17 protein-coding genes are annotated in these 25,198 nt (G+C 72.4%); 3 read left to right on the top strand and 14 right to left on the bottom strand.

Annotated elements, in window-relative coordinates; genetic code table 11:
- The first annotated feature begins 24 nt into the window (after positions 1–24).
- Positions 25–5,304 (top strand): pullulanase-type alpha-1,6-glucosidase, encoded by a 5,280-nt coding sequence (gene pulA / locus ACWCP6_RS00525; RefSeq protein ID WP_450930528.1) that lies wholly within the window; start codon positions 25–27, stop codon positions 5,302–5,304.
- Positions 5,305–5,371: 67 nt separating this feature from the next.
- Here pulA and ACWCP6_RS00520 read toward each other — a convergent pair whose 3' ends face one another.
- From ACWCP6_RS00520 to ACWCP6_RS00495, 6 genes are all read right to left on the bottom strand, one after another.
- The gene (locus ACWCP6_RS00520) at positions 5,372–6,070 is read right to left on the bottom strand and encodes a TetR/AcrR family transcriptional regulator (protein ID WP_450930095.1); all 699 of its coding nucleotides are present in this window, start codon (positions 6,068–6,070) and stop codon (positions 5,372–5,374) included.
- A 47-nt stretch (positions 6,071–6,117) separates the two neighbouring features.
- Positions 6,118–7,212 (bottom strand): PDR/VanB family oxidoreductase, encoded by a 1,095-nt coding sequence (locus ACWCP6_RS00515; protein ID WP_450930094.1) that lies wholly within the window; start codon positions 7,210–7,212, stop codon positions 6,118–6,120.
- Complete coding sequence (locus ACWCP6_RS00510; protein ID WP_450930093.1) at positions 7,212–8,156, bottom strand: metal-dependent hydrolase; 945 nt, start codon at positions 8,154–8,156, stop codon at positions 7,212–7,214. Before ACWCP6_RS00510 ends, ACWCP6_RS00515 begins: the two co-directional genes overlap by 1 nt.
- Before the next feature lie 120 nt (positions 8,157–8,276).
- On the bottom strand, positions 8,277–10,220 hold the full coding sequence (locus ACWCP6_RS00505) for a hypothetical protein (protein ID WP_450930092.1): 1,944 nt from the start codon (positions 10,218–10,220) through the stop codon (positions 8,277–8,279).
- A gap of 113 nt (positions 10,221–10,333) precedes the next feature.
- Positions 10,334–11,140 (bottom strand): tyrosine-protein phosphatase, encoded by an 807-nt coding sequence (locus ACWCP6_RS00500; protein WP_450930091.1) that lies wholly within the window; start codon positions 11,138–11,140, stop codon positions 10,334–10,336.
- A 148-nt stretch (positions 11,141–11,288) separates the two neighbouring features.
- On the bottom strand, positions 11,289–14,405 hold the full coding sequence (locus ACWCP6_RS00495; protein WP_450930090.1) for an alpha-N-acetylglucosaminidase: 3,117 nt from the start codon (positions 14,403–14,405) through the stop codon (positions 11,289–11,291).
- A 113-nt stretch (positions 14,406–14,518) separates the two neighbouring features.
- Here ACWCP6_RS00495 and ACWCP6_RS00490 point away from each other — a divergent pair, with 113 nt between their 5' ends.
- On the top strand, positions 14,519–14,962 hold the full coding sequence (locus ACWCP6_RS00490; protein WP_450930089.1) for a hypothetical protein: 444 nt from the start codon (positions 14,519–14,521) through the stop codon (positions 14,960–14,962).
- Positions 14,963–15,030: 68 nt separating this feature from the next.
- Here ACWCP6_RS00490 and ACWCP6_RS00485 read toward each other — a convergent pair whose 3' ends face one another.
- The 8 genes from ACWCP6_RS00485 to ACWCP6_RS00450 form a co-directional block, all read right to left on the bottom strand.
- Positions 15,031–16,635: a DUF1996 domain-containing protein gene (locus ACWCP6_RS00485; protein ID WP_450930088.1), complete on the bottom strand. Its 1,605-nt coding sequence runs from the start codon at positions 16,633–16,635 to the stop codon at positions 15,031–15,033.
- Between the two features lie 240 nt (positions 16,636–16,875).
- Positions 16,876–17,865 (bottom strand): NAD-dependent epimerase/dehydratase family protein, encoded by a 990-nt coding sequence (locus ACWCP6_RS00480; RefSeq protein ID WP_450930087.1) that lies wholly within the window; start codon positions 17,863–17,865, stop codon positions 16,876–16,878.
- Between the two features lie 102 nt (positions 17,866–17,967).
- Positions 17,968–18,546, bottom strand: a complete 579-nt coding sequence (locus tag ACWCP6_RS00475) for a winged helix-turn-helix domain-containing protein (RefSeq protein WP_450930086.1) — start codon at positions 18,544–18,546, stop codon at positions 17,968–17,970.
- Positions 18,547–18,922: 376 nt separating this feature from the next.
- Positions 18,923–19,846 carry a DUF6891 domain-containing protein gene (locus tag ACWCP6_RS00470; protein WP_450930085.1) on the bottom strand — a complete coding sequence of 308 codons (924 nt, stop codon included), beginning with the start codon at positions 19,844–19,846 and terminating at the stop codon, positions 18,923–18,925.
- An 84-nt stretch (positions 19,847–19,930) separates the two neighbouring features.
- Positions 19,931–20,968, bottom strand: coding sequence for a glutamine synthetase (glnII, locus tag ACWCP6_RS00465; protein WP_450930084.1), 1,038 nt, complete (start codon positions 20,966–20,968; stop codon positions 19,931–19,933).
- 234 nt (positions 20,969–21,202) lie between these two features.
- Positions 21,203–21,673, bottom strand: a complete 471-nt coding sequence (locus ACWCP6_RS00460) for a hypothetical protein (RefSeq protein ID WP_450930083.1) — start codon at positions 21,671–21,673, stop codon at positions 21,203–21,205.
- A 462-nt stretch (positions 21,674–22,135) separates the two neighbouring features.
- Positions 22,136–22,990 (bottom strand): hypothetical protein, encoded by an 855-nt coding sequence (locus ACWCP6_RS00455; RefSeq protein ID WP_450930082.1) that lies wholly within the window; start codon positions 22,988–22,990, stop codon positions 22,136–22,138.
- Positions 22,991–23,101: 111 nt separating this feature from the next.
- The gene (locus ACWCP6_RS00450; protein WP_450930081.1) at positions 23,102–23,473 is read right to left on the bottom strand and encodes an ArsC/Spx/MgsR family protein; all 372 of its coding nucleotides are present in this window, start codon (positions 23,471–23,473) and stop codon (positions 23,102–23,104) included.
- A gap of 121 nt (positions 23,474–23,594) precedes the next feature.
- On the opposite strand from ACWCP6_RS00450, the gene ACWCP6_RS00445 reads away from it, so the two are divergent.
- Entirely contained in the window at positions 23,595–25,070 is a 1,476-nt protein-coding gene (locus ACWCP6_RS00445) for a VMAP-C domain-containing protein (RefSeq protein WP_450930080.1), read from the top strand.
- Positions 25,071–25,198 lie beyond the last annotated feature (128 nt).

Genomic DNA, 25,198 nt, shown 5'->3' with positions numbered 1-25,198 from the left:
CGGCCCGCGGTGGCGGCGGTCACGCTGTCGCTGGCCGCCGCACTGACCACCGTGGCCGCCTCCTCGCCGGCCGCGGCCGCACCGCCCCCGCCGCCGACGGACGCGGCGCTCGCCGCGGCACCCGCCCGCCACGACCTGACCCGCGAGCAGTTCTACTTCGTCCTGCCCGACCGGTTCGCCAACGGCGACCGGTCCAACGACCGCGGCGGTCTGACCGGTTCGCGTCTGGAGACCGGCTACGACCCCACCGACAAGGGCTTCTACCAGGGCGGTGACCTCAAGGGCCTGACGAAGCGGCTCGACTACATCAAGGGCCTCGGCACCACCGCCATCTGGCTCGCGCCGATCTTCAAGAACAAGCCGGTGCAGGGCGAGGGCAAGGACGCGTCCGCCGGCTACCACGGCTACTGGATCACCGACTTCACCCGGGTCGACCCCCACTTCGGCACCAACGCCGACCTGACCCGGCTGATCGACAAGGCCCATGCCAAGGGTATGAAGGTCTTCTTCGACGTCATCACCAACCACACCGCCGACACCGTCGACTACGCCGAGAAGAAGTACGGCTACCGGCCCACGGGCGCCTACCCGTACCTCGACACGAAGGGCCGGCCCTTCGACGACACCCGGGGCCGCATCCCCGCCGTGGACGCGGACTCCTTCCCCTACACGCCCGTCGTGCGGCCCGGCGAGAAGAAGGTCCCCGCCTGGCTGAACGACCCGACGATGTACCACAACCGAGGCGACTCCACCTTCGCGGGCGAGAGCGCCGAGCTGGGCGACTTCTCCGGGCTCGACGACCTGTGGACCGAACGGCCCGAGGTCGTCTCCGGAATGGAGAGGATCTACGAGCGCTGGGTGCGCGACTTCGGAGTCGACGGGTTCCGCATCGACACCGTCAAGCACGTGGACCTGGACTTCTGGACGCAGTGGGCGACCGCGCTCGACAGGTACGCCGCCGCGCACGGCCGGAAGCGTTTCTTCATGTTCGGTGAGGTGTACTCCGCCGACACCGCGGTCACCTCGCCGTACGTCACCCGGGGACGGCTCGACGCCACGCTCGACTTCCCCTTCCAGGACGCGGCCCGCGCCTATGCCTCCCAGGGCGCCGACGCCTCCCGCCTCGCCTCCGTCCTCGGCGACGACTACCGGTACGCCACCGACAAGGCCAACGCCTACGAACAGGTGACGTTCCTCGGCAACCACGACATGGGCCGTATCGGCACCTTCCTGAGGCAGGACCACCCGGGCGCCGACGACGCCGAGCTGCTGAAGCGGGACCGGCTCGCCCACGCCGTGGTGTTCCTCAGCCGCGGCAACCCGGTGGTCTACTACGGCGACGAGCAGGGCTTCACCGGCGCCGGCGGCGACAAGGACGCCCGGCAGACCATGTTCGCCTCGAAGGTCCCGGACTACCTCGACGACGACGAGATCGGCACCGGCCGCACCCACGCCGCCGACTCCTACGACCCGAAGCACCCGCTCTACCGGTCCATCGCCCAGCTGTCCGCGCTGACGCGGCACAACCCCGCGCTGCGCGACGGGGTGCAGACCGAGCGGTACGCGAAGGGCCCCGTCTACGCCTTCTCGCGCACCGACGCCCGGAAGCGGATCGAGTACGTCGTCGCCCTGAACAACTCCGGCGACGACAAGGCCGTACGGATCCCGACCGGATCGGCCGGCATGGACTTCCGCACCGTCTACGGAGGCTCCGGAACCGTCCGCAGCGACGACGGCCGCGAGATCTCCGTGACCGTGCCCGCCCTGTCCGCCGTCGTGCTCAGGGCCACGGCCCCGCTCGGCGCGCCCGCGACCGGGCCCACCATCACCTTGAAGGCCCCGCCCTCCGGTGCCACCGGCACCGTGGAACTCTCCGCGGACCTCGGGGGCGGACAGCTGAACCGCGTCGTCTTCGCCGCCCAGACCGGCAACGGCCCCTGGCGCACCCTCGGCTCCGTCGACCACGCCCCGTACCGGATCACCCAGCACATCGACACCGCGGCGGGAACACCCCTGCGGTACAAGGCCGTCGTGGTGGACAGCGCGGGACGCACCGCGAGTGCCACGGCTGCGACCACGGCCGGGCCGACGCCTGCGCCGCAGAAGCCGCGTGCCGTCGACCGCGACTACGCCGTCGTCCACTACAAGCGCGCCGACGGCGACTACGACGGCTGGCAGCTGAAGACCGCGGCCGGCGCCTCCGACTTCGCCGGCCGGGACGCCTACGGCGCCTTCGCCTGGGTGAGGACCGAGGACGGCGCCACCGATGTGCCGTACACCGTCGAGAAGAACGGCACCGCGGACGGCCCGCAACGGACGATCGACCTCGGCCGCACCGGCGAGGTGTGGATCGAGCAGGGCAAGGACGGGCAGGAGACCAAGGCACCCGACGGCGCGTACCCGCCGCAGGACACCGCGAAGGCCGTGCTGCACTACCACCGCGCGGACGGCGACTACGACGGCTGGGGGCTGCACGTCTGGACCGGCGCCAAGGATCCGACCGACTGGTCCAAGCCGCTCCAGCCGGTGAAGAAGGACGCCTACGGCGTCACCTTCGAGGTGCCGCTCGCCGACGGCGCGACCTCGCTCAGCTACATCGTCCACAAGGGCGACGAGAAGGACCTGCCATCCGACCAGTCCCTCGACCTGGCCACCTACGGTCACGAGGTGTGGCTGCTTTCCGGGCAGCCCTCCTACCTGCTGCCCCAGACCGGCGGTACCCCCGACCTCGACCTCACCAAGTCCGAGGCGCAATGGATCGACCGTGACACCGTCGTGTGGAAGGTGAAGGCCACCGACGCCACCAGCGAGCAGCTGGTCTACGCCCCCGACGGCGGCATCACGGTGAAGGACGGCGCCCTGTCGGACGAGGGCCACTGGATCCGGCTCGACCCCGGTACCCTCACCGACGCCCAGAAGGCGGCGTACCCGCATCTGAAGGACTACCCGGCCTTCACCGTCGACCCGCGCGACCGCGACCGGGTCCGCGCCGCCCTGCGCGGACAGCTCATCGCCACCCAGCGTGCAGGCAACGGCGCCCTGCTCGCGGCCACCGGCGTCCAGATCCCCGGCGCCCTCGACGACCTGTATGCGGGCGCCACCGGGGCCGGCCTCGGGCCGGTGTTCCACCACGGGCGGCCCACGCTGTCGGTGTGGGCGCCCACCGCCCGCACCGTCTCGCTCGACCTGGACGGCCGCCGGGTGCCGATGCACCGCGACGACCGCACCGGCGTCTGGTCGGTGACCGGGCCGAAGGCCTGGACCGGCAAGCCCTACCGCTACGCGGTGCGGGTCTGGGCGCCCAGTGTGCAGAGGACGGTCACCAACCACGTCACCGACCCGTACTCCACCGCCCTCACCGCGGACTCCGGGCGCAGCCTCGTCGTCGACCTCGACGACCCGGAGCTCGCCCCGAAGGGCTGGCGCACCCTGCACAAGCCCGCCGCGGTGCCGCTGCGCGACGCGCAGATCCAGGAGCTGCACATCCGCGACTTCTCCGTCGGCGACAGGACGGCGAAGCACCCGGGCACCTACCTCGCCTTCACCGACAGGAACAGCGACGGCAACAGGCACCTGAGGGCACTGGCCAAGGCAGGCACGTCGTACGTGCACCTGCTGCCGGCCTTCGACATCGCCACCGTCCCCGAGCGGGCCGCCGACCAGTCCAGGCCCGGCTGCGACCTGGCGTCCTACGCGCCCGACTCCGACCGGCAGCAGGAGTGCATCGCGAAGACGGCCGCGAAGGACGCGTACAACTGGGGCTACGACCCGTACCACTACACCGTCCCCGAGGGCTCCTACGCCACCGACCCCGACGGAACCCGGCGGACCGTCGAGTTCCGGAAGATGGTCGGGGGGCTGAACGGCGACGGTCTGCGGGTCGTCATGGACGTGGTCTACAACCACACCCCGGCGGCCGGGCAGGCCAAGACGTCGGTGCTCGACCGGATCGTGCCGGGCTACTACCAGCGGCTCCTCGCCGACGGCTCCGTCGCCACCTCCACCTGCTGCGCCAACACCGCCCCCGAGCACGCCATGATGGGCAAGCTCGTCGTCGACTCGGTGGTGACCTGGGCCAAGGAGTACAAGGTCGACGGCTTCCGCTTCGACCTCATGGGGCACCACCCGAAGGCCAACATCCTGGCGGTCAGGAAGGCCCTCGACGCGCTCACACCCGCCAAGGACGGCGTCGACGGCAGGAAGATCGTGCTGTACGGCGAGGGCTGGAACTTCGGCGAGGTCGCCGACGACGCCCGCTTCGTGCAGGCCACGCAGAAGAACATGGCGGGCACCGGCATCGCCACCTTCTCCGACCGGGCACGCGACGCCGTCCGCGGCGGCGGTCCCTTCGACGACGACCCGCGTGTGCAGGGCTTCGCCTCCGGCCTCTACACCGACCCCAACACGTCGCCCGCCGACGGCACCCCGGCCGAGCAGAAGGCCCGTCTGCTGCACGACCAGGACCTGATCAAGGTGGGGCTCTCCGGAAACCTCGCCGACTACACCTTCACCGACAGCGCCGGCCGCACCGTCAAGGGCTCCCAGGTCGACTACAACGGCGCCCCCGCCGGGTACGCCGACGCACCCGGCGACGCACTCGCCTACGTCGACGCGCACGACAACGAGTCCCTGTACGACGCGCTCACCTACAAGCTGCCCGAGGACACTCCGGCCGCCGACCGGGCGCGCATGCAGGTCCTGGCCATGGCGACGGCGGCCCTCTCACAGGGGCCGGCGCTCTCCCAGGCCGGCACCGACCTGCTCCGCTCCAAGTCCCTGGACCGCAACTCCTACGACAGCGGGGACTGGTTCAACGCCGTCCACTGGGACTGCCACGACGGCAACGGCTTCGGGCGCGGACTGCCCCCGGCCGCCGACAACAAGGCCAAGTGGCCGTACGCCAAGCCGCTCCTCGCGTCCGTCCCGGTTCCGGGCTGCGCACAGATCGACAGGGCGTCGGCGGCGTACCGGGACCTGCTGAGGATCCGTACGGCGGACAAGGCCTTCGGCCTGAGCACGGCGCGGCAGGTGCAGGACGCGCTGTCCTTCCCGCTGTCCGGCAAGGACGAGACCCCGGGCGTCATCACCATGCGGCTCGGCCGGCTCGTCGTCGTCTTCAACGCCACGCCCGAGCGGCAGAAGCAGACGGTCGCCGCCGTGGCGGGCAAGGCGTACGCGCTGCACCCCGTCCAGGCGGCCGGATCCGACCCGGTCGTGAAGACGGCGGCGTACGAGAAGGGCACGGGCACCTTCGACGTTCCGGCCCGCACGGTCGCCGTGTTCTCCGCGGGCCGGGGCGACTGACCCGGCCCGTCCGGCACCCGGGGACCGGTTCCTGCGGCGAGAACGCCGCAGGGGCCGGATCCGGTGGTCAGGAGGGCTGGGGCGCCAGGGCGATGAGCCGGCCGATGAGCTCGCCGAAGGGGCCGTCGGCCGGTTCGCCGTCCAGGATGTGCCGCAGCATCGCCGCCATCTCCTCGTCGTGGGCGGCGCTCACCGCCGTCAGCGCGGCGAAGTCGTGGACGAGCTGGAGCTCCAGTTCGGCGCGCGGAATGCGGCGGCCGTCCAGCCAGATCAGTGCCGTGGACTCGGCGAGCGAGATCCAGGAGCGGATGACGAGTTCGAGCCGCGACGAGGGGCGGGTCACTCCCAGATGGGCGAGGATCTGCACGTAGGCGGCCTGCCGGACCGAGTCGATGAGGGCGTTCGTCGCGGTGGAGCCGACCGCGGGGCCCCCGCGCATCAGCGCCGAGAAGCCGGTGCCGTGCTCGTCGACGAAGTCGAAGAACCGGCCCATGACCCGCAGCAGCCGTGCGCCGAGCGGCCCGTCGGCGGGCTCCAGGAAGCGCCCGGACAGGTCCTCGGCGGCCCGTTTCAACGCTGCCTCGTACAGACTGAGTTTGCCCGGGAAGTAGTGGTAGACCAGAGGCCGCGAAATCCCCGCGGCCGCGGCTATCTCGTCGATCGAGACGTCGTCGGGCGAGCGGTGGCTGAACAGTTCGAGCGCGACCCCGATCAACTGCTGCCGCCGTTCGTCGACTCCCATCCTGCGGCGCACCCCGGCTGTCATGCGAACACCCTAACGGGCGTACGCCGGGACCCGGGGTGCGTGCCTGCTCACATGTCCAGTACGAGCCGTCCACCGCGTGCGCGCGAGACACAGATCAGCATCGAATCGCCACGCTCCGCATCGGTCAGCAGCTCGTCCCGGTGGTCGATCTCGCCCGCCAGCACCCGTTGTTGGCAGGTCCCGCAGAAGCCCTGCTCGCAGGAGTACGGGGTGTCGGGCAGTTCGGCGCGCACGGCGGCGAGCACGCTGGAGTCCGCGGGCACCCGGACCGTACGGCCGCTGCGGCGCAGCTCCACGTCGAAGGCGCCGTCGCCGTCCGCGGCCAGGGCCGCCGCGCCCCCGCCCGGGGGACGGCCCGTGGCACCCGGGGCGGAGAAACGCTCCAGGTGCAGGGCGCACCCGGTGGGCAGCGCCTGGGCAACGGCCTGCATCAGGCCCTCCGGGCCGCAGGAGTGGACGGCCGTGCCGGGCGCCGTGTCCGCGAGGAACGCGGCGAGGTCCGGGCGGCCGTCCTCGTCCTCGGCCACCACGGTGACCTCGCGGTTCTGCGCCAGCTTCTCGACCTCCTCGAGGAACGGCATCGACGCCCGCGTACGGCCCCCGTACAGCAGCCGCCACGGCGCCCCGTCGGCCGCCAGCGCGCGCAGCATCGGCAGGATCGGCGTGATGCCGATGCCGCCCGCCACGAAGACATGGGCGGGTGCATCGGCCAGCGGGAAGCGGTTGCGCGGGCCGCGCACCTCGACCTCGGTGCCCTCGTGGAGCTGGTCGTGCACCTCTCGGGAGCCGCCGCGGCCGTCCTCGACGAGCCGTGTCGCGATCGTGTACGAGGAGGTGTCCTCCGGGTCGCCGCACAGCGAGTACTGCCGGACCAGGCCGGACGGCAGCACCAGGTCGAGATGGGCGCCCGGCTCCCACGCGGGCAGCCCGGCACCGTCCAGGCGGAGTTGGACGACCCCGTCGGCGACGGTCTCCCGCCGGGTCACCACAAGGGTCAGCGCCCGGCTGCGGGGGCGCCCGGAGATCGGCTCCTCCAGGGCGGGCATCGGCCACAGCGGGGAGTTCCGGATACGGCGGCGCATGGCCCGCCGGGCGAGTACGGCGGTGCCGGCGACGACCACGAGGGTGCGCAGACGGGGCATCACGCGGCTCCCTTCGCGGCGGCACCCGCGGGCCCGCTCACGGCGGTCTCGGCGGCCTGCGCCGCTGGAGACGCCGCGAGATAGGCGACCGCCTGTGCGGTGCTGCCCTCCTGGGACGGGTGGTAGGTGCGGCTGAGATAGCGGGGCACGGACCTGAGCAGTGCGCCGGTGGAGGGCAGCACGCCCTGCCGTCCGCTCTCGTAGAAGTCCAGGAAGGAGGCCTTCGCCCGGCCCGGAGGCAGCGTCGGGTCGTTCTCCATGAAGAAGCGCGTGCCCCGCTGCCAGAGGAAGAGCAGTGTCGCGAACGCCGTGGCCCAGGTCCGCGCGCGGCGCCGGTAGCCCCCGTCGACGTGCAGGAACAGGTCGAAGGCGACCGAGCGGTGCTCGACCTCCTCGGCGCCGTGCCAGCGCAGCAGATCGAGCATCGTCGGATCGGCGCCGCGCCGGTCCAGCTCCGCGGCGTTCAGCACCCAGTCGCCGAGGAATGCCGTGTAGTGCTCGATGGCCGCGATGAGCGCGACCCGTTCCATCAGCCACCACCGGCGGGCCCGGCCCGGGGGCAGGGTCCGGTCCCCGAGCAGCTTCTCGAACATCCAGTCCACCTGCGCCGTGTACGGCGTCGGGTCGAGCCCCTGCTCCTTGAGGTGCGGCAGTACCTCGTCGTGGGCCTGCGAGTGCATCGCCTCCTGCCCGATGAACCCGATGACGTCCTCGCGCAGCCGTGCGTCGCGGATGTACGGCAGAACCTGCTTGTAGACGTGGACGAACCATCGTTCACCTGCGGGCAGCAGCAGATGCAGCACGTTGATGGTGTGCGTGGTGAACGGGTCGTCCGGGACCCAGTGGAGCGGGGTGGACTCCCACGCGAAGGACACCTTGCGGGCCTTGAGCGGAACGTGCTCGGCAGCGACGGGCCGGGGCAGCCGGGTCTGCTTGTTAGACATGGCGTCATGTACTGAGGGGTAGCCAGGGGCCACCAGACCTCCGCGACGGGTTTCTTGACGCGAATGTCAGCAACGCTCGCGGGGTTGGCCTCTCGGACGGCACCGGCCCCGGAGGCCGGCTCAGTGCAACGCCGAGATCTCCTTGCCGTTCGCCAGCCGCCCGCTCAGCCGGGCCTGGGCACCCTGCGCGGCCGGGACGGCGAGGACACCGCCCGGCGTCGAGCCGGTGACGCCGCCCGAGGTCCTGAGCGACGAGACCCCCTCGCTGCCCGCGGCCAGGAGATACCAGGCGCCCGCCTTCGACTTCCACAGCACACCGGCCAGGACCTGCGGCGCCCGGGCACCGCACGCGGGGGAGTCCTCCGCCTGCGCGGCCACCGCAGCGGCGGGGTGGCCGGGCGCCGCGAACTGCGCGAGCACGCGACCCCCCGTGCCCCGCCAGGTGTCCGCCCGGGTGCACACCCATGCCGCCGTGCCGTTCACCTCCGGAAGCTGCTGCCGGGCGTACGGCCAGGAGTTCACGGACCGCACCCCCTGGCCGCGCACCGCGGCGAGCGAGCACCCGGTGCGCGCCCAGTCCGCGAGCGCCGCCCGGCCGCCCGCCTCACGCGGCGCCTTCGGGCTGCCCGCGGTGAGGTGGGCGGGGACGAGTTCGCCGAGGTCGGTCAGCAGTCCGGTGCCGCCGTCGCTCCCGGTGCCGCGGACCTGCAGGACGTTCCAGGACCCGCAGGCGCCGGACTGGGCCGCCGGGCCGGAGAGCGGTTCGGCGACCCCGTCGGGCGACAGGTGCAGCGGCATCGGTGCGGCATCGGGCTTCAGCAGGTCGCGCACGGCGGCGGTGCGCACCCAGGGCGCCGTCAGATAACGGACGTTGCCGTCGGACCGGCCCAGCACCAGGGCGCTCGCCTCGGCGCCGGACGCGCCGTCGACCCGGGCGAAGTCGAGGGCGGCGCCGGCGGTGCCGTCCTCCGGCTCCGCGTACCGCACGATGCGCAGCCCGTCGTAGAGCAGCACCACACGGGCCTGGTCCACCTCGCCCGCGTACAGCAGCTGCGGCGGTCCCGGCGGGGCGCCCGCCGGGGTACCGGGCGTCGCCGACACCCGCACCGACTCGCCGGGGCGCGCCCAGACGGCGAGCGCGCGGCGCAGCAGCGCCCGGTCGCCGGTGAGGCCCCCGCGCGCGGGCCACACCGAGAAGTCGGTGCGCGCGGAGGTGCGCCATGCGGTCGAGGCCGCCCGGGTCAGCCGGGCCGGGTCCAGTGCGGCCTGCGCCGCGGGGTTGCGCGCGTACGGCGGGGCCGCCGCGCCGTCGGGCGCCCAGCCGTCGCCGGGCAGCCCCAGCAGCGCGCCGCACACCACCGCGGCGGCCGCCGCGACCAGGGCCGCCCGGCCGTGCTGCCGGCGCCGCATCAGGTCGGTGGGCCGCGCCTGGAGCGAGCAGGGGTCGAACTCGGGGGACTCCAGCAGCGCGTACTCCCTGGCGACATCGTCGGCCTCGGTGAGCGCGGCGCCCGGGTCCTCGACCCCGGCCGAGTCCAGGAGCGTGCGCACCTGGGTGTCCGGCAGCCGTTCGAGACCGCGCAGCACGTACGCCGCACGGGCCGGCCCGGACAGGGCCGACAGCCGCTGGTCGAGGGCGAGTTCGTCGGCGCCGCCCGACCGCGGGAACAGCCGCAGCCCCCACACCTGCGGCAGCAGCGGCGGCAACTGCGCGCGCCTGGGCCACGCCGCCCGGCGCAGCGGCAGTCCGGCCTCCAGCGCGCTGCTCAGCACCCGCAGCCGTACGTACGCGTAACCGGGGTCGGTGTGCCGCCCGTCGGCCGCCCGCCGCGCCTGCACCATCGGCGCGCCGCTCCCGGACCCCCGCCCACGCGGCAGCGCGCGCTGGGTCAGCGCATGCGCCGTCAGCACACGCCGGGTGCGCCCGAGGCTCGGCGGCAGCACCAGATAGGCGAGCCGGACGAGCCGCGGATAGTGCTCGACGAGCGCGGCCTCGGCCCGTTCCACGTCGATGACGTGACCGGAGGCGCGGGAGGGACGGGGGGCGACATCCTGTGACTGCACGTTCAGCAGAACGAGCGAATGGGTGAATGGTCACCTGACCGGCCGTCCGCCGGGCGTGGCGGCGGCCCCCGCCCGCGCGCGGTGTGCATCGCAGGGGGGTGACCGCGGGGCCGTCAGCCCTCCGGTGCGGTCAGCCGCTCGCGGATGCGGTCGACGGCCCGGTCCGGCACCCCGAGGCCTTCCCGTACGTACGCCTCGACGGTGCCGTACCGCGTCGCGACCTCGTCGAGGCCCGCGCGCAGGTAGGCGGGCAGGACGCCGACGACGGCAAGGGCGAGCTCCGGGTCCCCGCCCTGGGCGGCGAAGCCCTCGACGAGCGGTGCGAAGACGTGCCGTACCGCCGTGTTGACCGACAGGTACTCCCGCTCGACGGACTCCTCGTCCGCACCGAGCAGCATCAGCAGGACGCTGGTGCCCCAGCCGGTGCGGTCCTTGCCGGCGGAGCAGTGGAAGAGCAGCGGCCCGGCGTCCGGGGCGGCCAGTTCGGTCAGCAGCAGGCGGTAGGCGGCGCGGGCCGAGTCCGTCGTGACGAGGGCCCGGTAGATGTCCTCGAAGGCGGCCTGCGCACGGCCGCCCCCGAGCCACCGCTCGGCAAGCACCGGATCGGCGAGCAGTTCCCTGAGCCGGGTGGCGGCAGGCCGCACCCCGCTCGTGGCGAGCATGTCCCCGAGCGCGTCCGCGGTCAGCACCCGCACCGCTTCGGGCACCCTGTCGGGGTACGCGGCCCGCTCGGCGTCGGTGCGCAGGTCGATGACCGTCCGCACCCCGAGCGCGGCGAACGCCGGGTCGGCCGCCGGGTCCAGCCGGTCCAGCTGTCCCGACCGGAACACCAGGCCGGGGCGGACCGCACGGCCCCGGCCCAGGGGAGTCCCGCCGAGGTCGCGGAGGTTGGCCACGGTGGTCGCGGGGATCGCGGGCATGGGCAGACTCCTGTGCGAGACGGGCGTCCTGCGGCATTCGTCCCGCCCATCTTCGCCCCACCGGGCCCGCACCGGCCCCTGCACGGGCCGGGGGCGGAAGCCGGGGCCGTCGATGGCCCCGGCTTCCGCCCCCGCGGACCGCCGTCGGCTACGTCAGCCGCCAGCCGCTGAACTCCACCGTCCCGCGCGCCCCGTTCCCGCCGTTCGCCGCGGTCATGAACAGACCCACGTCCTGCGCGGCGGCCGCCCCCGGCACCGGCACGCTCGCGACGGTGCGCCAGGTCGCGCCGTCGTCGGTCGAGCAGGCGCCGGTGTACGTGCCGCCGGACCGGGTCAGCCGCAGCAGGACCGGGGCCTTGACACCGGTGATGCGTTTATACGTGTCGAGGGTGCCGTCGCCGTTCGTGTCGTACGACAGGACGACGCCGTTCGCCGGGGTGACCGCGAGGTCCAGGAAGCCGGGGGAGCCGGCCGTCGCCAGACCGTTGCGCACGATGATCCCGGCGCGTGCCCACGGCCCGGTCGCCGCCTGGGCGTCCACCTTCAGGACGACCGAGGTGCCGTCCCGGAAGGCGCCCGCCCGGTAGGCGGCGCCGAACTCCGCGGTGCCCTTCCACAGGTCCGCGCCCGCCCCGTCGATCGCGAACCGTTCGCCCAGCTGCCCGAAGACCGCCGCGTTGCCGTTGACCGTCCGCCAGCCCGCGTCGAGCGGCCCCGCCTCGAAGAGGGTGCCCTGCCGGACGGCGGTCACCCGGTCCTCGCCGAGCGGCCCGTACCGCACGGTCAGCGTGTACGGCAGGGGCTTGAGCGGACGGTCCAGCGGGGTGCCGGGCGCGCTCGCGTCCCAGCGGACCGTGCCGGTCCCGGCCGCAGGCACGCTCGCCAGCGAGGTGGGGCCCTCCGGGTCGGCGTCGATGCCGGTGAGCGTGAAGTCGACGCGGCCGGTCGCCCGCAGTCCGTTGACGTTGGTGAGGGAGGCCGACACCCGGGCATGCCCGCCGGGCGGGAACGCGGCCGGCTCGGCGGTCACCTTCAGGGAGCCCTGGTAGGGCGCCTTCGCGAGCGTGGAGCGGACGCGGACGGCCGTGCGGTAGGGGTCGGCGACCGGCCGCAGCGGATAGTCCTTGCGCTCGCGCGTCCAGGGTTCCTCGAAGGCGAACCAGTCGACCGGCACCGGTGCCCGCCCGGCCTTCAGCGCGTCCTCCAGTTCGTCGAGCCACTTCTGCCAGCGGGGGAGGTAGAAGTCGCCGACGAGGCCGTGCCATTCGCGGTTGGCGTACTCGTGCAGCTTTCCGCCGTCGGAGGTGTCCCGCCCGCCCCACACGGTGAGCAGCACCTTCGCGGTGCGCTCGAACTCGGCGCGCTCGGCGTCGTTCGTGGCCGTCCGGCGCGCGTCGTCGATCCACGGGCCGAGCAGGAACGCCGGATGCGCGCCCGTCACATCGTCGAGCAGCCGCATCAGCGTCAGCCACTGGGTGGCCAGCGCCCGGAAGGTGTCCAGGTCCTTGCGGTCGTAGGCGGCCCTGAGCTGGGGCAGGTACTGGCGGCTGCGGTGGGCGAGCGCCTGCCGGGCCACGTCGACGAGGTCCTGGGCGTACGCGGCGCTGCCGCGCAGGCTCGCGGGCATCGCGAGGAGGCCGGCGAGCGCGGCGTCGAAGCGGCCCGGCTCGTAGGTGAGCGCGTTCGGGGCGTACTCGGCGGCGCTGTCGGCTGCGAGGTCGGGGCGGGCCGCGAACAGCGAGTCGTGCGGATCGCTGCGTTCGACGGCGGTCTGCTGGTACGCGGTGTCGTGCAGCGCCCGCCATGCGGCCCGCGCGTCCGCGTCGTGCCGTCCGTAGCGGAAGTCGGCGTACCCGGCGAACCACGCGGCACGGTCGATCCTGGCGTCCGTCCACGCCAGTTCGGAGAACAGCTCGAAGGCGGCCGGGTCGCGGTCGGTGGCCTCCGGCATATAGGCCGTGCCCGCGAGCGCACTGTCCGGCTTGGACCGCCATGCGAAGAACTTCTCGTTCCAGATGTGTGCCCGGGCACCGATCGTGGTGCGTCCGCCGAAGTTGGGGATCGTGCCGAAGGCGTACGGCGTGCCGCCCCAGTCCTTCTCGCGGTCGGTGACGCTCGTGTACCGGTCCGACACCCCGTCGACGATCAGCATCCGCTTCCGGTCGACCGCGTCGAGGAGCGCGGGCAGCGGGTTGGCCTCCCAGCCGAGGATCACCCAGGTCGCCCCGGGGTGAGCCTTATGGAGCGCCCGCTCGACTCCGCGTGCCGCGTCCGGCACGGGCACGTCGCCCGCGGTGCCCCCCTCGTGCAGCAGGTCCATCTTGAAGTGGGCGGCCGTGCCGAAGACGTCCTTCTGGTGCCGGTAGAAGGCGGCGGCGACCTTCGCGAACGACTCCGTCCGTGGATCGAGCCAGTCGGGCCGTGCGAAGCCGTGCCAGGTTCCCTGCGGGACGACGTGCGCGTCACCGCCGTTGCGGCCGGTGAACCCGTCGGGCACGTGCCCGTAGTAGCCGGGCAGCACGGGCGCCATGCCCAGTTCGCGCAGCCGGGCGGCGATCCTCCGGCCCAGCGCGGCGCGTCTGTCGATGAGGGCCTGGGAGAGCGGGCCGCCGTAGCCGGAGAGGTTCTGCAGCAGCCACCACGGCTGGTGCGAGGGTGCGGGCAGCCAGGCGCGCGCCTCGGCGTCGCTGTAGCCGAACTCCTTGAGGGTGCGCTGGTACACGGCCTCGGTGCCGGCGATGACGAGCACCTCGTTGCAGCCGTGCAGCGCCAGGATGTCGATCATCCGCTCCCAGTACGTCCAGTCGGCGTACGGCGCGGTGTAGCCGTCGTTGGTGTCGTTGAGCGCGAACCGGTGCGGTAATGCCGTGGAGCGCTCCAGCGGGCGGGCGGGCGCGGGGAGTCGGCGGGGCAGGTTCAGCTGGCTGCCGTTCCAGGCGATATGGGCACCGCACACGTACTTCAGATACCAGTGGACCCCGGCCAGGAGCACCGCGGGTGTGGTGCCGCGCACCTCGATGCGGCCGGTGCTGCCGGTCACCGCGAAGCGATCGTGTCCCGCGCGCGGGGCGACGGGGACGAGACGGAACTGGTTCGCGTGGTCGGGGAGGAGCCGATTGAGCGCGGAGCGCGCCGGAGCCGTATCGAAGACGGGGCCCTGGACGGGCCCTTCGACGGCGTGAGCCGGGACGGCCGTCCCCAAGGCGGTCCCGAGGCCGATGACACCGGCCGAGCCCAGCACCGTACGTCGCGACGGGTCGGTCATATGTACCCCCCTGCGTCGATGGATGCGGCGCACGGTAATGGTGTGACGGGCCGCGCTCAACGGTGCGTACAGAGCTGGCGCGAACGCGTCGCCCGACAAGACCGGAGGGAACGATGAGGATGACGCGGAACAGGATGGCCGCCACGGCGGTGCTGCTGATGGCGCTGACGGGCTGTGGCGGTGGTGGCGGTGAGCACGCCGTGCCGAAGACGGCGACCGGCAGCCTGGAGCACCTGGCGGGCAAGGTGCACTGTGCTCCGAACATCCAGACGGACGCGGACGAGCTGCGCCAGGCCATCTGCAAGAACCACGACGGCCGGTTCATCCTCGCGACCTTCGCCACCGACCGTGGCCAGCGCGAGTGGATCAACACCGCCAAGGACTACGGCGGCTCGTACCTGGTGGGCCGCAAGTGGGTGGCCGTCGGTGAGATGAAGACGGTCATGGCGCTGCGCGGCCAGCTCGGCGGGACCATGGAGGAGGGGGCCTCGCACCACATGGGGAGTGAGAGTGGTGGGGGTCACGAGGCCATGCACTCCGGTCACCACATGGGCTGACCGCGCAGGTTCATGGGGTGAGGGCCGGCGGCGGGGAAGGAACCGTCGCCGACCCTCGTTTCAGTGGGTCACCGGCAGCGCTTGCCGGTGTTGATGCAGTTGACCAGCCGGTTCATCAGGCCGTCGGAGAAGACGTTGATGAAGTCGTCGTGGTCGGTGATCGGCTTGTGCAGCTGCTCCGGGAATCCGTCGACCGCGAACGGGTTCTTCACCTGTCCGTTCTGGACGGTCGGCGCCGGCACGTCGTACACCAGGCGCATCGTCAGCTGCGGAATGGCTTTGAAGCCGTTCGCGCAGTTGCCGTTGGCGTCGGCGAACGCGACGTGGGTGCGGTGGTTGGCGCTGTCGATGTTCTGGCCGTCCCAGCAGCTCTGGAACTTGAACGAGCGCACCACACTGCTGCCCTGGGGACAGATCGGGTACTTGTCCGTCAGCTGTCGGTTCTCGAAGCCCGTGCAGCTCCAGTGGGCGTTGGCGTTCGCGGTGCCGTTGGTGAAGGCCTTCGCGTCACCGGTGATGATGCGCAGGAACTTCGGCATCGCGACGACCTTGCTCTGCGGGTTGCCGACGAACTTGATCTGAGCCTGCCTGGCCTGCAGGATCTTGCCGGCGTTGCCCTCCTTGCCGCCGCCGTTCTGGTTGGCGTCGAACTCGTTCGTACCGTCCTGGAGGCGGAGCACCGGCCAGTAGTACGTGGACTTGTCGCCCTGGTTGGCGCAGCTCGACTGGGCGTTGGCGAGGTCCTGGTCGCTGGCGAAGGCGTTGTTGCTCTGGTTGCCCACGTAGTCGTGGGTGTGGTGGGCACCGTTGGTCACACCGGGCGCCACGATCAGGTTGTCGGAGTTGTGCAGCTTGTTCTGGTCCGTGCCGCAGAGCGTGGTGAACGTACCGACGGAGGCGTTGTTGCCCCGCTGCGGCGTCTGGACGTTCGGCTGGACGGTCTTGATGTCGACGAAGTCGGCGGCACTGGGGCCGTTTCCGGCCTGACCGCCGGCCTGACCGCCGGCCTGACCGCCGGCCTGACCGCCGTTCTGCTGCTGGCCCCCGTTGTTCTGCTGGCCGCCGTTCTGCTGCTGGCCGCCGTTGTTCTGGTTGGGGTCCCCGCCGTTCTGCTGCTGGCCTCCGGTGTTCTGCTGCTGGCCCCCGTTCTGCTGCTGACCGCCGTTCTGCTGCTGTCCGGTCGCGGGGTCGCTGGCGGTCCGGCCCGTACAGGTGGCCATCTTGTCGATCCAGCTCGGGGCCGAGCCGCCCGCCCGGCGTACCTCCAGCTTGATGCGCACGATGATCGTCGTGCGGTTGTCCTTCAGCGGCTGGAGGATTGCGTTCCGCACATAGCTGGGGTCCTTCGCGGCCGCGTCCCGGGTGGTGGCGAGCCGCTTGTAGGCCTGGGTGATCTGGCTATCCAGGGTGGCCAGTTCACCGTTGACCTCGGTGCGCGCACCGTTCGGCACGTTCGTGAGGCTGTTCCCCACGTCCGGGCAGTCGATGGTGGCGACCTGCTGCCCCTGCCCGCTGGCCTGCCAGGTGTTCTGGGGATTGGATGAGTTCTCTTCGTGCGCCGACGCGTAGACGTTGACCGCGATCAGCCCGCCGCCGCCCAGGAGCAGCGCGGCCGACGCGGCGATCGCGCGATTCGCGAGCGTCGACCGGCGTTTTCGTGATGTCCGTCGCATGGCACTCCATACGCGGACGACCATCGGAGTGTTCAGACGCCTCAGAAATTCGTAGAAGTCTCCGTTACCAATTCCGGACGAAGTAACACGACGGTAACAACCGTCGCGCCCCGCACTCCCGACACACCGTTACCCGGGGTCAACGCAGGGCAAACCGCGCCGAGTTGCGGACTCCCCTCCTCCGGTAAATGCGGAGGGAAGAATTCCGGGCTCGGCGCGGAGGAATTCCGAGCCCGGCGCTCAGAGATTCAGCAACTTGGCCTCGACCGCGGGGTCCAGGCCGGGAGCCGGCCGGTCGGGACGCTGCGGCGGAACCCCACCGAGGCTCCGGAGCCAGGCCCAGGTGTCCTCGACCGTGACGTCCACGTCCCGGCACCACAGCCCGGCCGCCATCGCCCTGCCGACATCGGCCCCGTGGAGCGCCCCGTGCAGTTCACCGCCGGGCGGTACCCACACGGGCAGCTGGGTCCACGGCTCGACGCCCGCACCGAGGACGACGTCCGGCGCCGTCCACCGCAGATCGGCGTCGGACCCGGTGGCGCGGACACAGGCCTGGAGCAGCGCCTCCATCGTGACCCGTCCGGCCGGGCCCACCACGTTGTACGCCCCGTGCAGCTTCCCGGCACCCGCGTCCAGCGTGAACTCCGCGAGGTCCCGCACGTCGACGTACTGCACGGTCAGCTCCCGCGGCCCGGGCGCCAGGACGGCCCCGCCGCGTGCGATGCGCCCCAGCCACCAGGGCAGCCGGCCGATGTTCTCGTACGGCCCGAGGATCAGCCCGGACCGCAGGAACAGGGACCGCTCACGGCCGAAGACCGACTCGACCGCGAGTTCGCCGCCGCGCTTGTCCTGCGGATAGGCGGTCTGCCCGGCGCCGGGCTCGCCCTCCACGAGCGGTGCTCCCTCGTCGTACCCGGCCGCGGGCGGCCAGGTGTACACCGAGCAACTGGACACGTACGCGTACCGCTCCACGCGCTCCGCGAGCAGCCGTGCGGTGGCCAGGACGGCGCTCGGCGCCCCCGACCAGGTGTCCACGACGAGGTCCCAGGCGCCTGACTCCAGCGCGGCGAGCCCGTCGGGGGAGGTGCGGTCCCCGTGCAGGGCCCGCACACCGTCCGGCGGGCTGTGCCGTCCGCGGTGGAAGACGGTCACCTCCCAGCCCCTGGCGAGGGCCGCCTCCGCGACGGCCCGTCCGACGAACTCCGTACCACCGAGCAACAGAAGTCTCATACGGCCGACTCTGCCCGCCGGGCGGGGCGGACGACACGCGTTTCCGCTGCCAGGGGAACCGGCGGGGGCGTACCGGCGGGCCGGCGGCGGCGCAGGACCGGCTCAGCGTCCCGTCGGCGGCGCGTACTTGTAGCCGACCCGCCGTACCGTCTGGATCGCCCGTCGGTGTTCGGCCCCCAGCTTGCGCCGCAGCCGGGCGACATGGACGTCGACGGTCCGCCCGTCCCCCACGTGCCCGTAGCCCCAGACCGTGGTGACCAGCTGGTCGCGGGTGTGCACGCGGTGCGGGTGGGCGACGAGGTGGGCGAGCAGCTCGAATTCGAGATACGTCAGATCGAGCGGCTGCCCGTCCACGGACGCGGTGCGCTGCACGGCGTCGATCCGCACGAGCTGCCGGTCGCCGTCGTCCGCGGTCGTGGGGTCGTCCGGTGCGGACACGGGGGCCAGGGGCGGCTGGTCGGCAGGCACCAGGACCAGGTAGCCGATCATCGGGGGCCGGCCCGGCAGCGTGGGCAGGGAGTGCTGGGGTGCGGGCAGCCAGGTGGCGCCCGGCGGGAGGAAGTCGGCGACGTCCAAGGCCTCGTCCCGGTCGACGGCACGCAGGCGGTGCCGTGGGGAACCGTGGGCCGGGACGGTGGCGGTGGCGGTGGACACGGACGAGAGGGGACGGGTGTTCGCCATCAGGGTCAGCTCATTTCGCGCGAGAAGTCGTCGGTCGGGCCGGTGCCGCGAGGTCGTGGTCGCGGTCACCGGGGACGTACGTCGTGCGCGCTGGCCGAAGGCCGGGGTGGTACGGCTTTAGAGGGCCCGCGCGTTCCTCACGCGGCAACACACCCGGTCGAAGTCGTCGTGCTGACGGGAAGGCCAGAAGGGCTCCAGGTCGTCGTGCCGACGACCCGTCGCGGAGTTCTCCAAGAGGCTGGCCATGGCCCCATTGAAGCAGACGTGGCGCCGGGGCAGGACCCTCCTCTCACTGCGTGGACGTGACCTTGGCGCGAACGCGACGTTTCGCGACCCTCGCACGGCCCCCTCCGCCCGTCCCGTGCCCTTCGTCCGCTCAACCCACCAGGCGCTTGCGCCAGTCCAGGCCCGTGACCTCGATGCCGGTGTCCGGCGAGCCGTTCCACTCCGTGGTCAGTCCGGCGGCCGTGAGCGCGGCGACGACCTCGTGCCCGATGGCGCGCGTGGTCTCCTCCGCGCCGTCGAACCCGCCGTACAGCAGCATGAGCCCGTACCCGGCGGCCGCACCCTCGGTGCACTGGGAGTGGAAGAAGACGAACCCGCGCGCGTCCTCGGCGCCCTCGGCGCCTATCTCCGTGGTGCCGCAGTTGCGGCAGCAGGTGAAGTTCTCACGGGCCGTGACACCGCTCGCCTCCAGAGCGGTGAAGGCCTCGGTGACGCGCTCGGGGTCCGTCGTCCCCGTCCAGGTCTCCTGCTCGGCGACCCTCTCCCGCCACAGCCGGTCCACGAGCTGTCGGGCCTGCGCCCTGGTCACGGGCCGCTCGTCCCCGTCGACCAGGTAATCCTCGGCGTCCTCGGTGAGCTGCCGGCGGTCCTGGTACCCGCAGCGCAGCAGCTCCCGCACCCGCTGCTCGAGCTCTTCGCGCACCTCTTCCGGCAGGTCGGGCACCTCCTCGCGCGGCCCGAGGTCCACCGGCTCCCAGGCCACGCCGGCGTCCCAGCCGGACTGCTGCCGAGCCCAGCCGGTCAGCAGGTCGGACACCCGGTCCGCGTCCGCGAGGTTCGTCCCGAAGAACTCCTCCTCGCCGTGCCGGTGCTCCAGTCGGTAATCCCCGCCGTGCTCGTGCCACACCTGCGCGAACACGTCCGGCAGGTCCGGTATCCGCTGGAGGATCAGGAACCGGTCCCCGGTGTCCCCGATCCGCTCCACCAGATCCCGCAGCCGCTCCGCCGGAATGCGCGTGTGCTGCTGCCAGTTCTCCGTCTCGACCTTGACGGCGAGGGCTTCGTCGATCTCCATGCCCCCACGATGGCACGGCCCACCGACAACGCGGCGGGGCACCCACCGTCGCGGTGGGCGCCCCGTCGGGGAGCGTCGGGCGGATCAGACCTGGCCGGCCTTCTCCAGCGCCGTGCAGCACGTGTCGACGAGCAGGCGCGTCACCACGTACGGGTCGACGTTCGCGTTCGGGCGGCGGTCCTCGATGTAGCCCTTGCCGTCCTTCTCGACCTGCCACGGGATACGGACCGAGGCGCCGCGGTTCGAGACGCCGTAGCTGTACTCGTTCCACGGGGCGGTCTCGTGCAGACCGGTCAGGCGGTCGTCGATGCCGGCGCCGTAGTTCTTGACGTGGTCCATCGGCTTGGAGCCCTCGCCGAGCGACTCGCAGGCGGTGATGATCGCGGCGTAGCCCTCGCGCATGGCCTTCGTCGAGAAGTTGGTGTGCGCGCCCGCGCCGTTCCAGTCGCCCTTGACCGGCTTGGGGTCGAGGGTGGCGGAGACGCCGAAGTCCTCGGCGGTGCGGTAGAGCAGCCAGCGGGCCACCCACAGCTGGTCGGAGACCTCGAGCGGGGCGAGCGGGCCCACCTGGAACTCCCACTGGCCCGGCATGACCTCGGCGTTGATGCCGGAGATGCCGAGGCCCGCCTTGAGGCAGTTGTCGAGGTGCGCCTCGACGACCTGACGGCCGTGGATCTCGTCGGCCCCGACACCGCAGTAGTAGCCGCCCTGCGGGGCCGGGAAGCCGCCGACCGGGAAGCCGAGCGGGCGGTCGCCCTCGAAGAACGTGTACTCCTGCTCGATGCCGAAGATCGGCTCCTGCGCGGCGAAGGTCTCCGCGACCTCGGCCAGCTGCGCACGCGTGTTGGAGGAGTGCGGCGTCATGTCCGTGTCGAGGACCTCGCACAGCACCAGGATGTCGTCGCCGCCGCGGATCGGGTCCGGGCAGAAGTAGACCGGCTTGAGCACGCAGTCCGACGCATGGCCCTCGGCCTGGTTGGTGCTGGACCCGTCGAAGCCCCAGATCGGCAGCTCGGAGACCTGGACCGGCTTCTGGGCGTCCGTAAGTATCTTCGTCTTGGATCGGAGCTTGGCCGTCGGCTCGGTGCCGTCGATCCAGATGTACTCAGCCTTGAAGGTCACGGGCCACGTCCTCGTTCGGGTCTCTACGGCGCAGACATGTGCGGGCGCTGCGGTACTGACAGGCAGACTGTCAACAGCCGATTTCCCGTCCGTTGCCCGAGTGTGAACCCCGTGTTACCGGGCGCCGGGGCGCGGAGAGCCGCCGTGTGAGCACCCCGCACGGCCGTGCGCGCACCCCTCGGACCCTGCGTGCGTGTGCCTCTGCCGGCCGCTGTGCTCGCGACAGGAAACCCCCTAGTGGATCACCGTGTTCGCGCCCGCGATCAGCATGCCGATCATGGCGTCCGCGAAGCCGATCAGCGTGGCCGAACCCCGCCGGTATCCGACCCGCAGCGCCGCGATGGTGCCCCAGGTGAACAGGAGAGCGGCGTTCATGCCCAGGCCGATGTTGGTCATGACGGCCTCCGGCCAGTGCGCGAGACCTGCGATGACGAGCAGAAGCACGGTCGGCAGGCACGCCGCGACGACCGGCCACTCACCGAACAGCGCCCGCGCCAGCTGCCGCCACCTGTGCGTGCCCGAGCCGGGTGTGTGCGAGGCCATGTGGTGCGCATAGCCGTGCGCGAGGGCGGAGGTCACACCGGCCACCCCGATCCAGGCGGCGTCGTAGTACGGCGTGTACGTGCCCGTCGAGTGCTGCAGCGCAGCCAGCAGCGTGCTGGCGAGCACGGTGCCGTACACCCCCAGGTACATCCAGTCACGCACGGGTGCTCCTTCCGGTCCGGGGCGCCCGTCGGGCTCGTATGCGATGACACGCGTGCGAGGACGCGCATGCAGCAAATCAGGCCCGGAGCCGGAAAAGGGGCGTTTCGGTCGCCCGGTGTGTCAGGTGTCGTCGCCGCCTTCGTCGCGCCGTCGAGAGCCCCTGCACCCGGGGGCGCGCCGCCGGATTCCCCTCCTGCGGGCAGGGCGCGAAGCCGCGCCCGGAACCGGCGGCGCCGCGTGAACCGGCCGCGCCCGCCCTGGTGTCGCCCCTCGGGGCGAGCCGCCCGTGACGTGCGCAACGTGGCCGCCCGCGCCGCGGGGCTGCCGCCGTCCCCGAGAACGGTGGCAGCCCCGCGGCTCCCGCAATGCGCCGCCGCACGGGGCACCCGGTCGATCCGAGCGGGGGATCGCCGGCTTCCCGGCACGGCGCACGGGACGCGGACGGCCACGGTCTGCGGGGCCTCAGCCCACCTTCTCGATGCGGTCCTTGCGGATCAGGAACTTGCCGGGCTCACGGACCTGTTCGAAAGCCGCGTTGTTCAGCAGGACGCAGCTGCCCGAGACCGAGGTGACCTCGACGGTCGTCGACTTGTTGTTGTCGAGGTTGGTGACCTTGAGCTTGGTGCCCTTGGGGAACTGGTTACTGGACGCCGCCGGTGCGCCGCCCTCGCCGGAGAGGGTCACGGTCGAGCCGTTGCACACCTGCTGCCCGGCACCTGCCTGGCCCGCGCCCGCCTGGTCGCCGCCCTGTTGCTGCCCGGCGCCTGCCTGCCCGTCTCCTGCCTGGTCGCCGCCCTGCTGTTGCCCGGCGCCTGCCTGCCCGTCTCCTGCCTGGTCGCCGCCCTGCTGTTGCCCGGCGCCTGCCTGCCCGTCTCCTGCTTGGTCTCCGCCCTGTTGCTGCCCGGCGCCCGCTTGGCCGCCGCCCTGCTGCTGTCCCGCGCCCGCCTGGTCTCCGCCCTGCTGTGCGTCGCCGGCCGAAGCCCCGCCCTCACAGCCGGATGCCGCCTGCTTTCGCTTGATCTCCTCGATCACGGCCTGCCGGTTGGCGATCCGGGCCTCCGACTGCGCGTCGGGGTTGGCGCGTTGGCCGTCGATGAACTTCTGGTTGTTGGCGAGCGCCTGTGCCAGACCTTGGCAGGCCACCGACGGCGGCGCCGCGTTGCTGGTGCTCGCCATGGCGAAGGCTCCGCCGCCGGCGACCACCGCTGCGCTCACCAGCAACGCGATCTTCTTCTTCGGGCCGAGGGTCCTCCTGCGCGAACCGCGCGGGCCGGGTGAACCGGGCGGCCGGCCGGAATCATGCGATACGTGCGACATGCGTGCCTCCTGTCCCCGGCCGCCGCCGAGGACGGCCGGACGGGATGGGTACGCCGCTACGTACGAGTAACCCGGCCGCTTTTCTCAACCGTCACACAGGCAACTCCCGTGTCACCGGCGCTCCATGGCCTCCCGTACGGCGTCCTCGGTGCGCGCCACCAGCGCCGATCCGTCGTCCGCCGTGATGATCGGCCGCTGGATGAGTTTCGGGTGCCGGGCCAGGGCCGCGATCCACCGGTCCCGTCCGGACGCGTCGCGCGGCCACGCCTCGCGGTCCTTCAGGTTCAGGTCCTTGGCGTCCTGCTCCCCGGTGCGGGTGATGTCCCACGGCTCCAGACCCAGCCGTTCCAGCACCGCGCGGATCTCGTCCTCGGACGGCACCTCCTCCAGGTAACGGCGCACCGTGTACTCGGCGCCCTCCGCGTCCAGCAGTGACAGCGCGCTGCGGCACTTCGAACAGGCGGGGTTGATCCAGATCTCCATACCGGACACCGTACGTCCCGAAGTCCCCACCGATGGTCATGAGGCCCTGGTAGCGCAACTTTCGGCGTGGTAGCTTCGCGACCCGGAACGGGAGGTATACCGGGTCTATGGGGGATGACCGGTGACGACACGCGCTGCCCCGCTGCCGCACGAGGTGAGAAGGCGGCTGCTGGGGATCTTCGTCAACGAACTGAGCCGTCTCGACTGTGTGCGCGACCCCGCCCAGCGGATCGAGCTGACGGAGCTCGTCGGCGAATACCTCGGCCGGAAGCTGGAGATCCGGGGCGGCGACGCGCGCGGCGACATGGTCTTCCTGGTCCGCTCCGTCCTCCACGAACAGGAAGGCGTCGACGCCCTCTTCTTCGCCGTGGGCACCCTCTCACCGGACGAACTGCGGGAACTGCGCGAGCGCGTGCGGCTGGAGCAGCAGACCGCGGACGGCCCGCTCGCCGGCCCCTTCCCCGCCCAGGACGCGGCCGCCGCCCGCTCCCTGCTCGAACGGGCCGTCGGCATCCCGCCGCGCCGCTTACGGGACGGGCTGGCGCACGAGCTGGGCCGGGACCTTCCCCGTGCCCTCCCGCCCGCCGCCCTCTTCGACGAACTCCTCGAGGCCAACGCCCAGGCCGACGGCCTGCCGCCCGCCGTCGTCCTCGTGGAGTACGCCGCCGCGCTCGCCGAGAAGGGCGGCGCCCTGCTGCGGGCCTGGAGCGACCGCTGGGCCGAGGGTGCCGGGGCCGACGAGACGGCCGCCCTGGAGCGGCGCAGGGAGCGCATCCGCACGGCGGCCGGGCCCGACGGGTCGATCCCGCGCTGCGTCGTGGTGATGGTGGACCCGGCGCACGACGGCTCGCCCGACGTCGACGTACGCCACTGGATCAACCCGGCCCCCGGCTACTGGGACCCGGTGGCCGGACCGGTCGCCCAGGCCACCACCACGACCCTGGCCGGCGCCGTGGAGCGGGCCATCCGCGAGGCCGAGGGGGAGTGGGCGGACGGCCCCGAGGACGACGAGGGCCCGGTGCATGTCGAGTTCGTCCTGCCGTACTCGATGCTCAACCACGACGTGGCACGGCTCGAACTCGGTGCCCAGTCGCCCGACCCGGTCGCCATCGGACCCCGCTACTTCGTCCATCTGCGCAGCCTGGAGCGGATGCGCGCCAACAACCCCATCCAGCTGAACTCCTGGCGCACCCGGTGGAAGAAGCTCCGCCACAAGGGCCTGGCCCAGGTGCACCCCTGGGACCCGGAGCACGACGCCCGCCTCGACGTCTGGCGCACCACGCTGGCCGCCGACAAGGCGCTGACCGCCGTGACGCTCGGCTCTCCGGCCCGCGAGGACCGGGGCCTGGAACCCCTGAAGGCCGCCATCGCCGAAGGCGTAGGACTGGCGATGTGGGACCGGCGCGACGTCTCCGAGGCCCGCGAACTGCTGCGGGTGCTCATCGGATACCCGTCCGCACAGATCCCCGCGACCATCCACCGGCTGCGCGCGCTGGCCGAGGGGGACGCCCAGCCGGAGCACATGCTCGGCCGGCACGTTGCGCTGTTCTGGGACGACCCCTACCGGCGCGTCGACTGCGAGGAGGTGCCGGCGTGAGCGACCCGGACCCGGACCGGAACGCCCGTCCGGACCGTCATCGGAACCAGAGCCCGGACCAGGGACGGCAACAGGACCTGCACTCGGGGAACATCGCGAACGGCAGGGCGGGAGCGAACGGCGTGACG

It is taken from the genome of Streptomyces sp. NPDC002004, from assembly GCF_053593975.1.
The sequence above is the reverse complement of the archived record's forward strand: the minus strand, read 5'-3'. Positions and strand labels throughout refer to the sequence as shown.

What these genes read in the sequence shown, in the direction of transcription:
- ACWCP6_RS00480 (WP_450930087.1), bottom strand. Translation starts at nt 17,865, where the DNA reads ATGAGACTTCTGTTGCTCGGTGGTACGGAGTTCGTCGGACGGGCCGTC.
- ACWCP6_RS00455 (WP_450930082.1), bottom strand. Translation starts at nt 22,990, where the DNA reads ATGTCGCACGTATCGCATGATTCCGGCCGGCCGCCCGGTTCACCCGGC.
- ACWCP6_RS00515 (WP_450930094.1), bottom strand. Translation starts at nt 7,212, where the DNA reads ATGCCCCGTCTGCGCACCCTCGTGGTCGTCGCCGGCACCGCCGTACTC.
- ACWCP6_RS00450 (WP_450930081.1), bottom strand. Translation starts at nt 23,473, where the DNA reads ATGGAGATCTGGATCAACCCCGCCTGTTCGAAGTGCCGCAGCGCGCTG.
- ACWCP6_RS00510 (WP_450930093.1), bottom strand. Translation starts at nt 8,156, where the DNA reads ATGTCTAACAAGCAGACCCGGCTGCCCCGGCCCGTCGCTGCCGAGCAC.
- ACWCP6_RS00495 (WP_450930090.1), bottom strand. Translation starts at nt 14,405, where the DNA reads ATGACCGACCCGTCGCGACGTACGGTGCTGGGCTCGGCCGGTGTCATC.
- ACWCP6_RS00470 (WP_450930085.1), bottom strand. Translation starts at nt 19,846, where the DNA reads ATGGAGATCGACGAAGCCCTCGCCGTCAAGGTCGAGACGGAGAACTGG.
- ACWCP6_RS00490 (WP_450930089.1), top strand. Translation starts at nt 14,519, where the DNA reads ATGAGGATGACGCGGAACAGGATGGCCGCCACGGCGGTGCTGCTGATG.
- ACWCP6_RS00475 (WP_450930086.1), bottom strand. Translation starts at nt 18,546, where the DNA reads ATGGCGAACACCCGTCCCCTCTCGTCCGTGTCCACCGCCACCGCCACC.
- ACWCP6_RS00500 (WP_450930091.1), bottom strand. Translation starts at nt 11,140, where the DNA reads ATGCCCGCGATCCCCGCGACCACCGTGGCCAACCTCCGCGACCTCGGC.
- ACWCP6_RS00520 (WP_450930095.1), bottom strand. Translation starts at nt 6,070, where the DNA reads ATGACAGCCGGGGTGCGCCGCAGGATGGGAGTCGACGAACGGCGGCAG.
- ACWCP6_RS00485 (WP_450930088.1), bottom strand. Translation starts at nt 16,635, where the DNA reads ATGCGACGGACATCACGAAAACGCCGGTCGACGCTCGCGAATCGCGCG.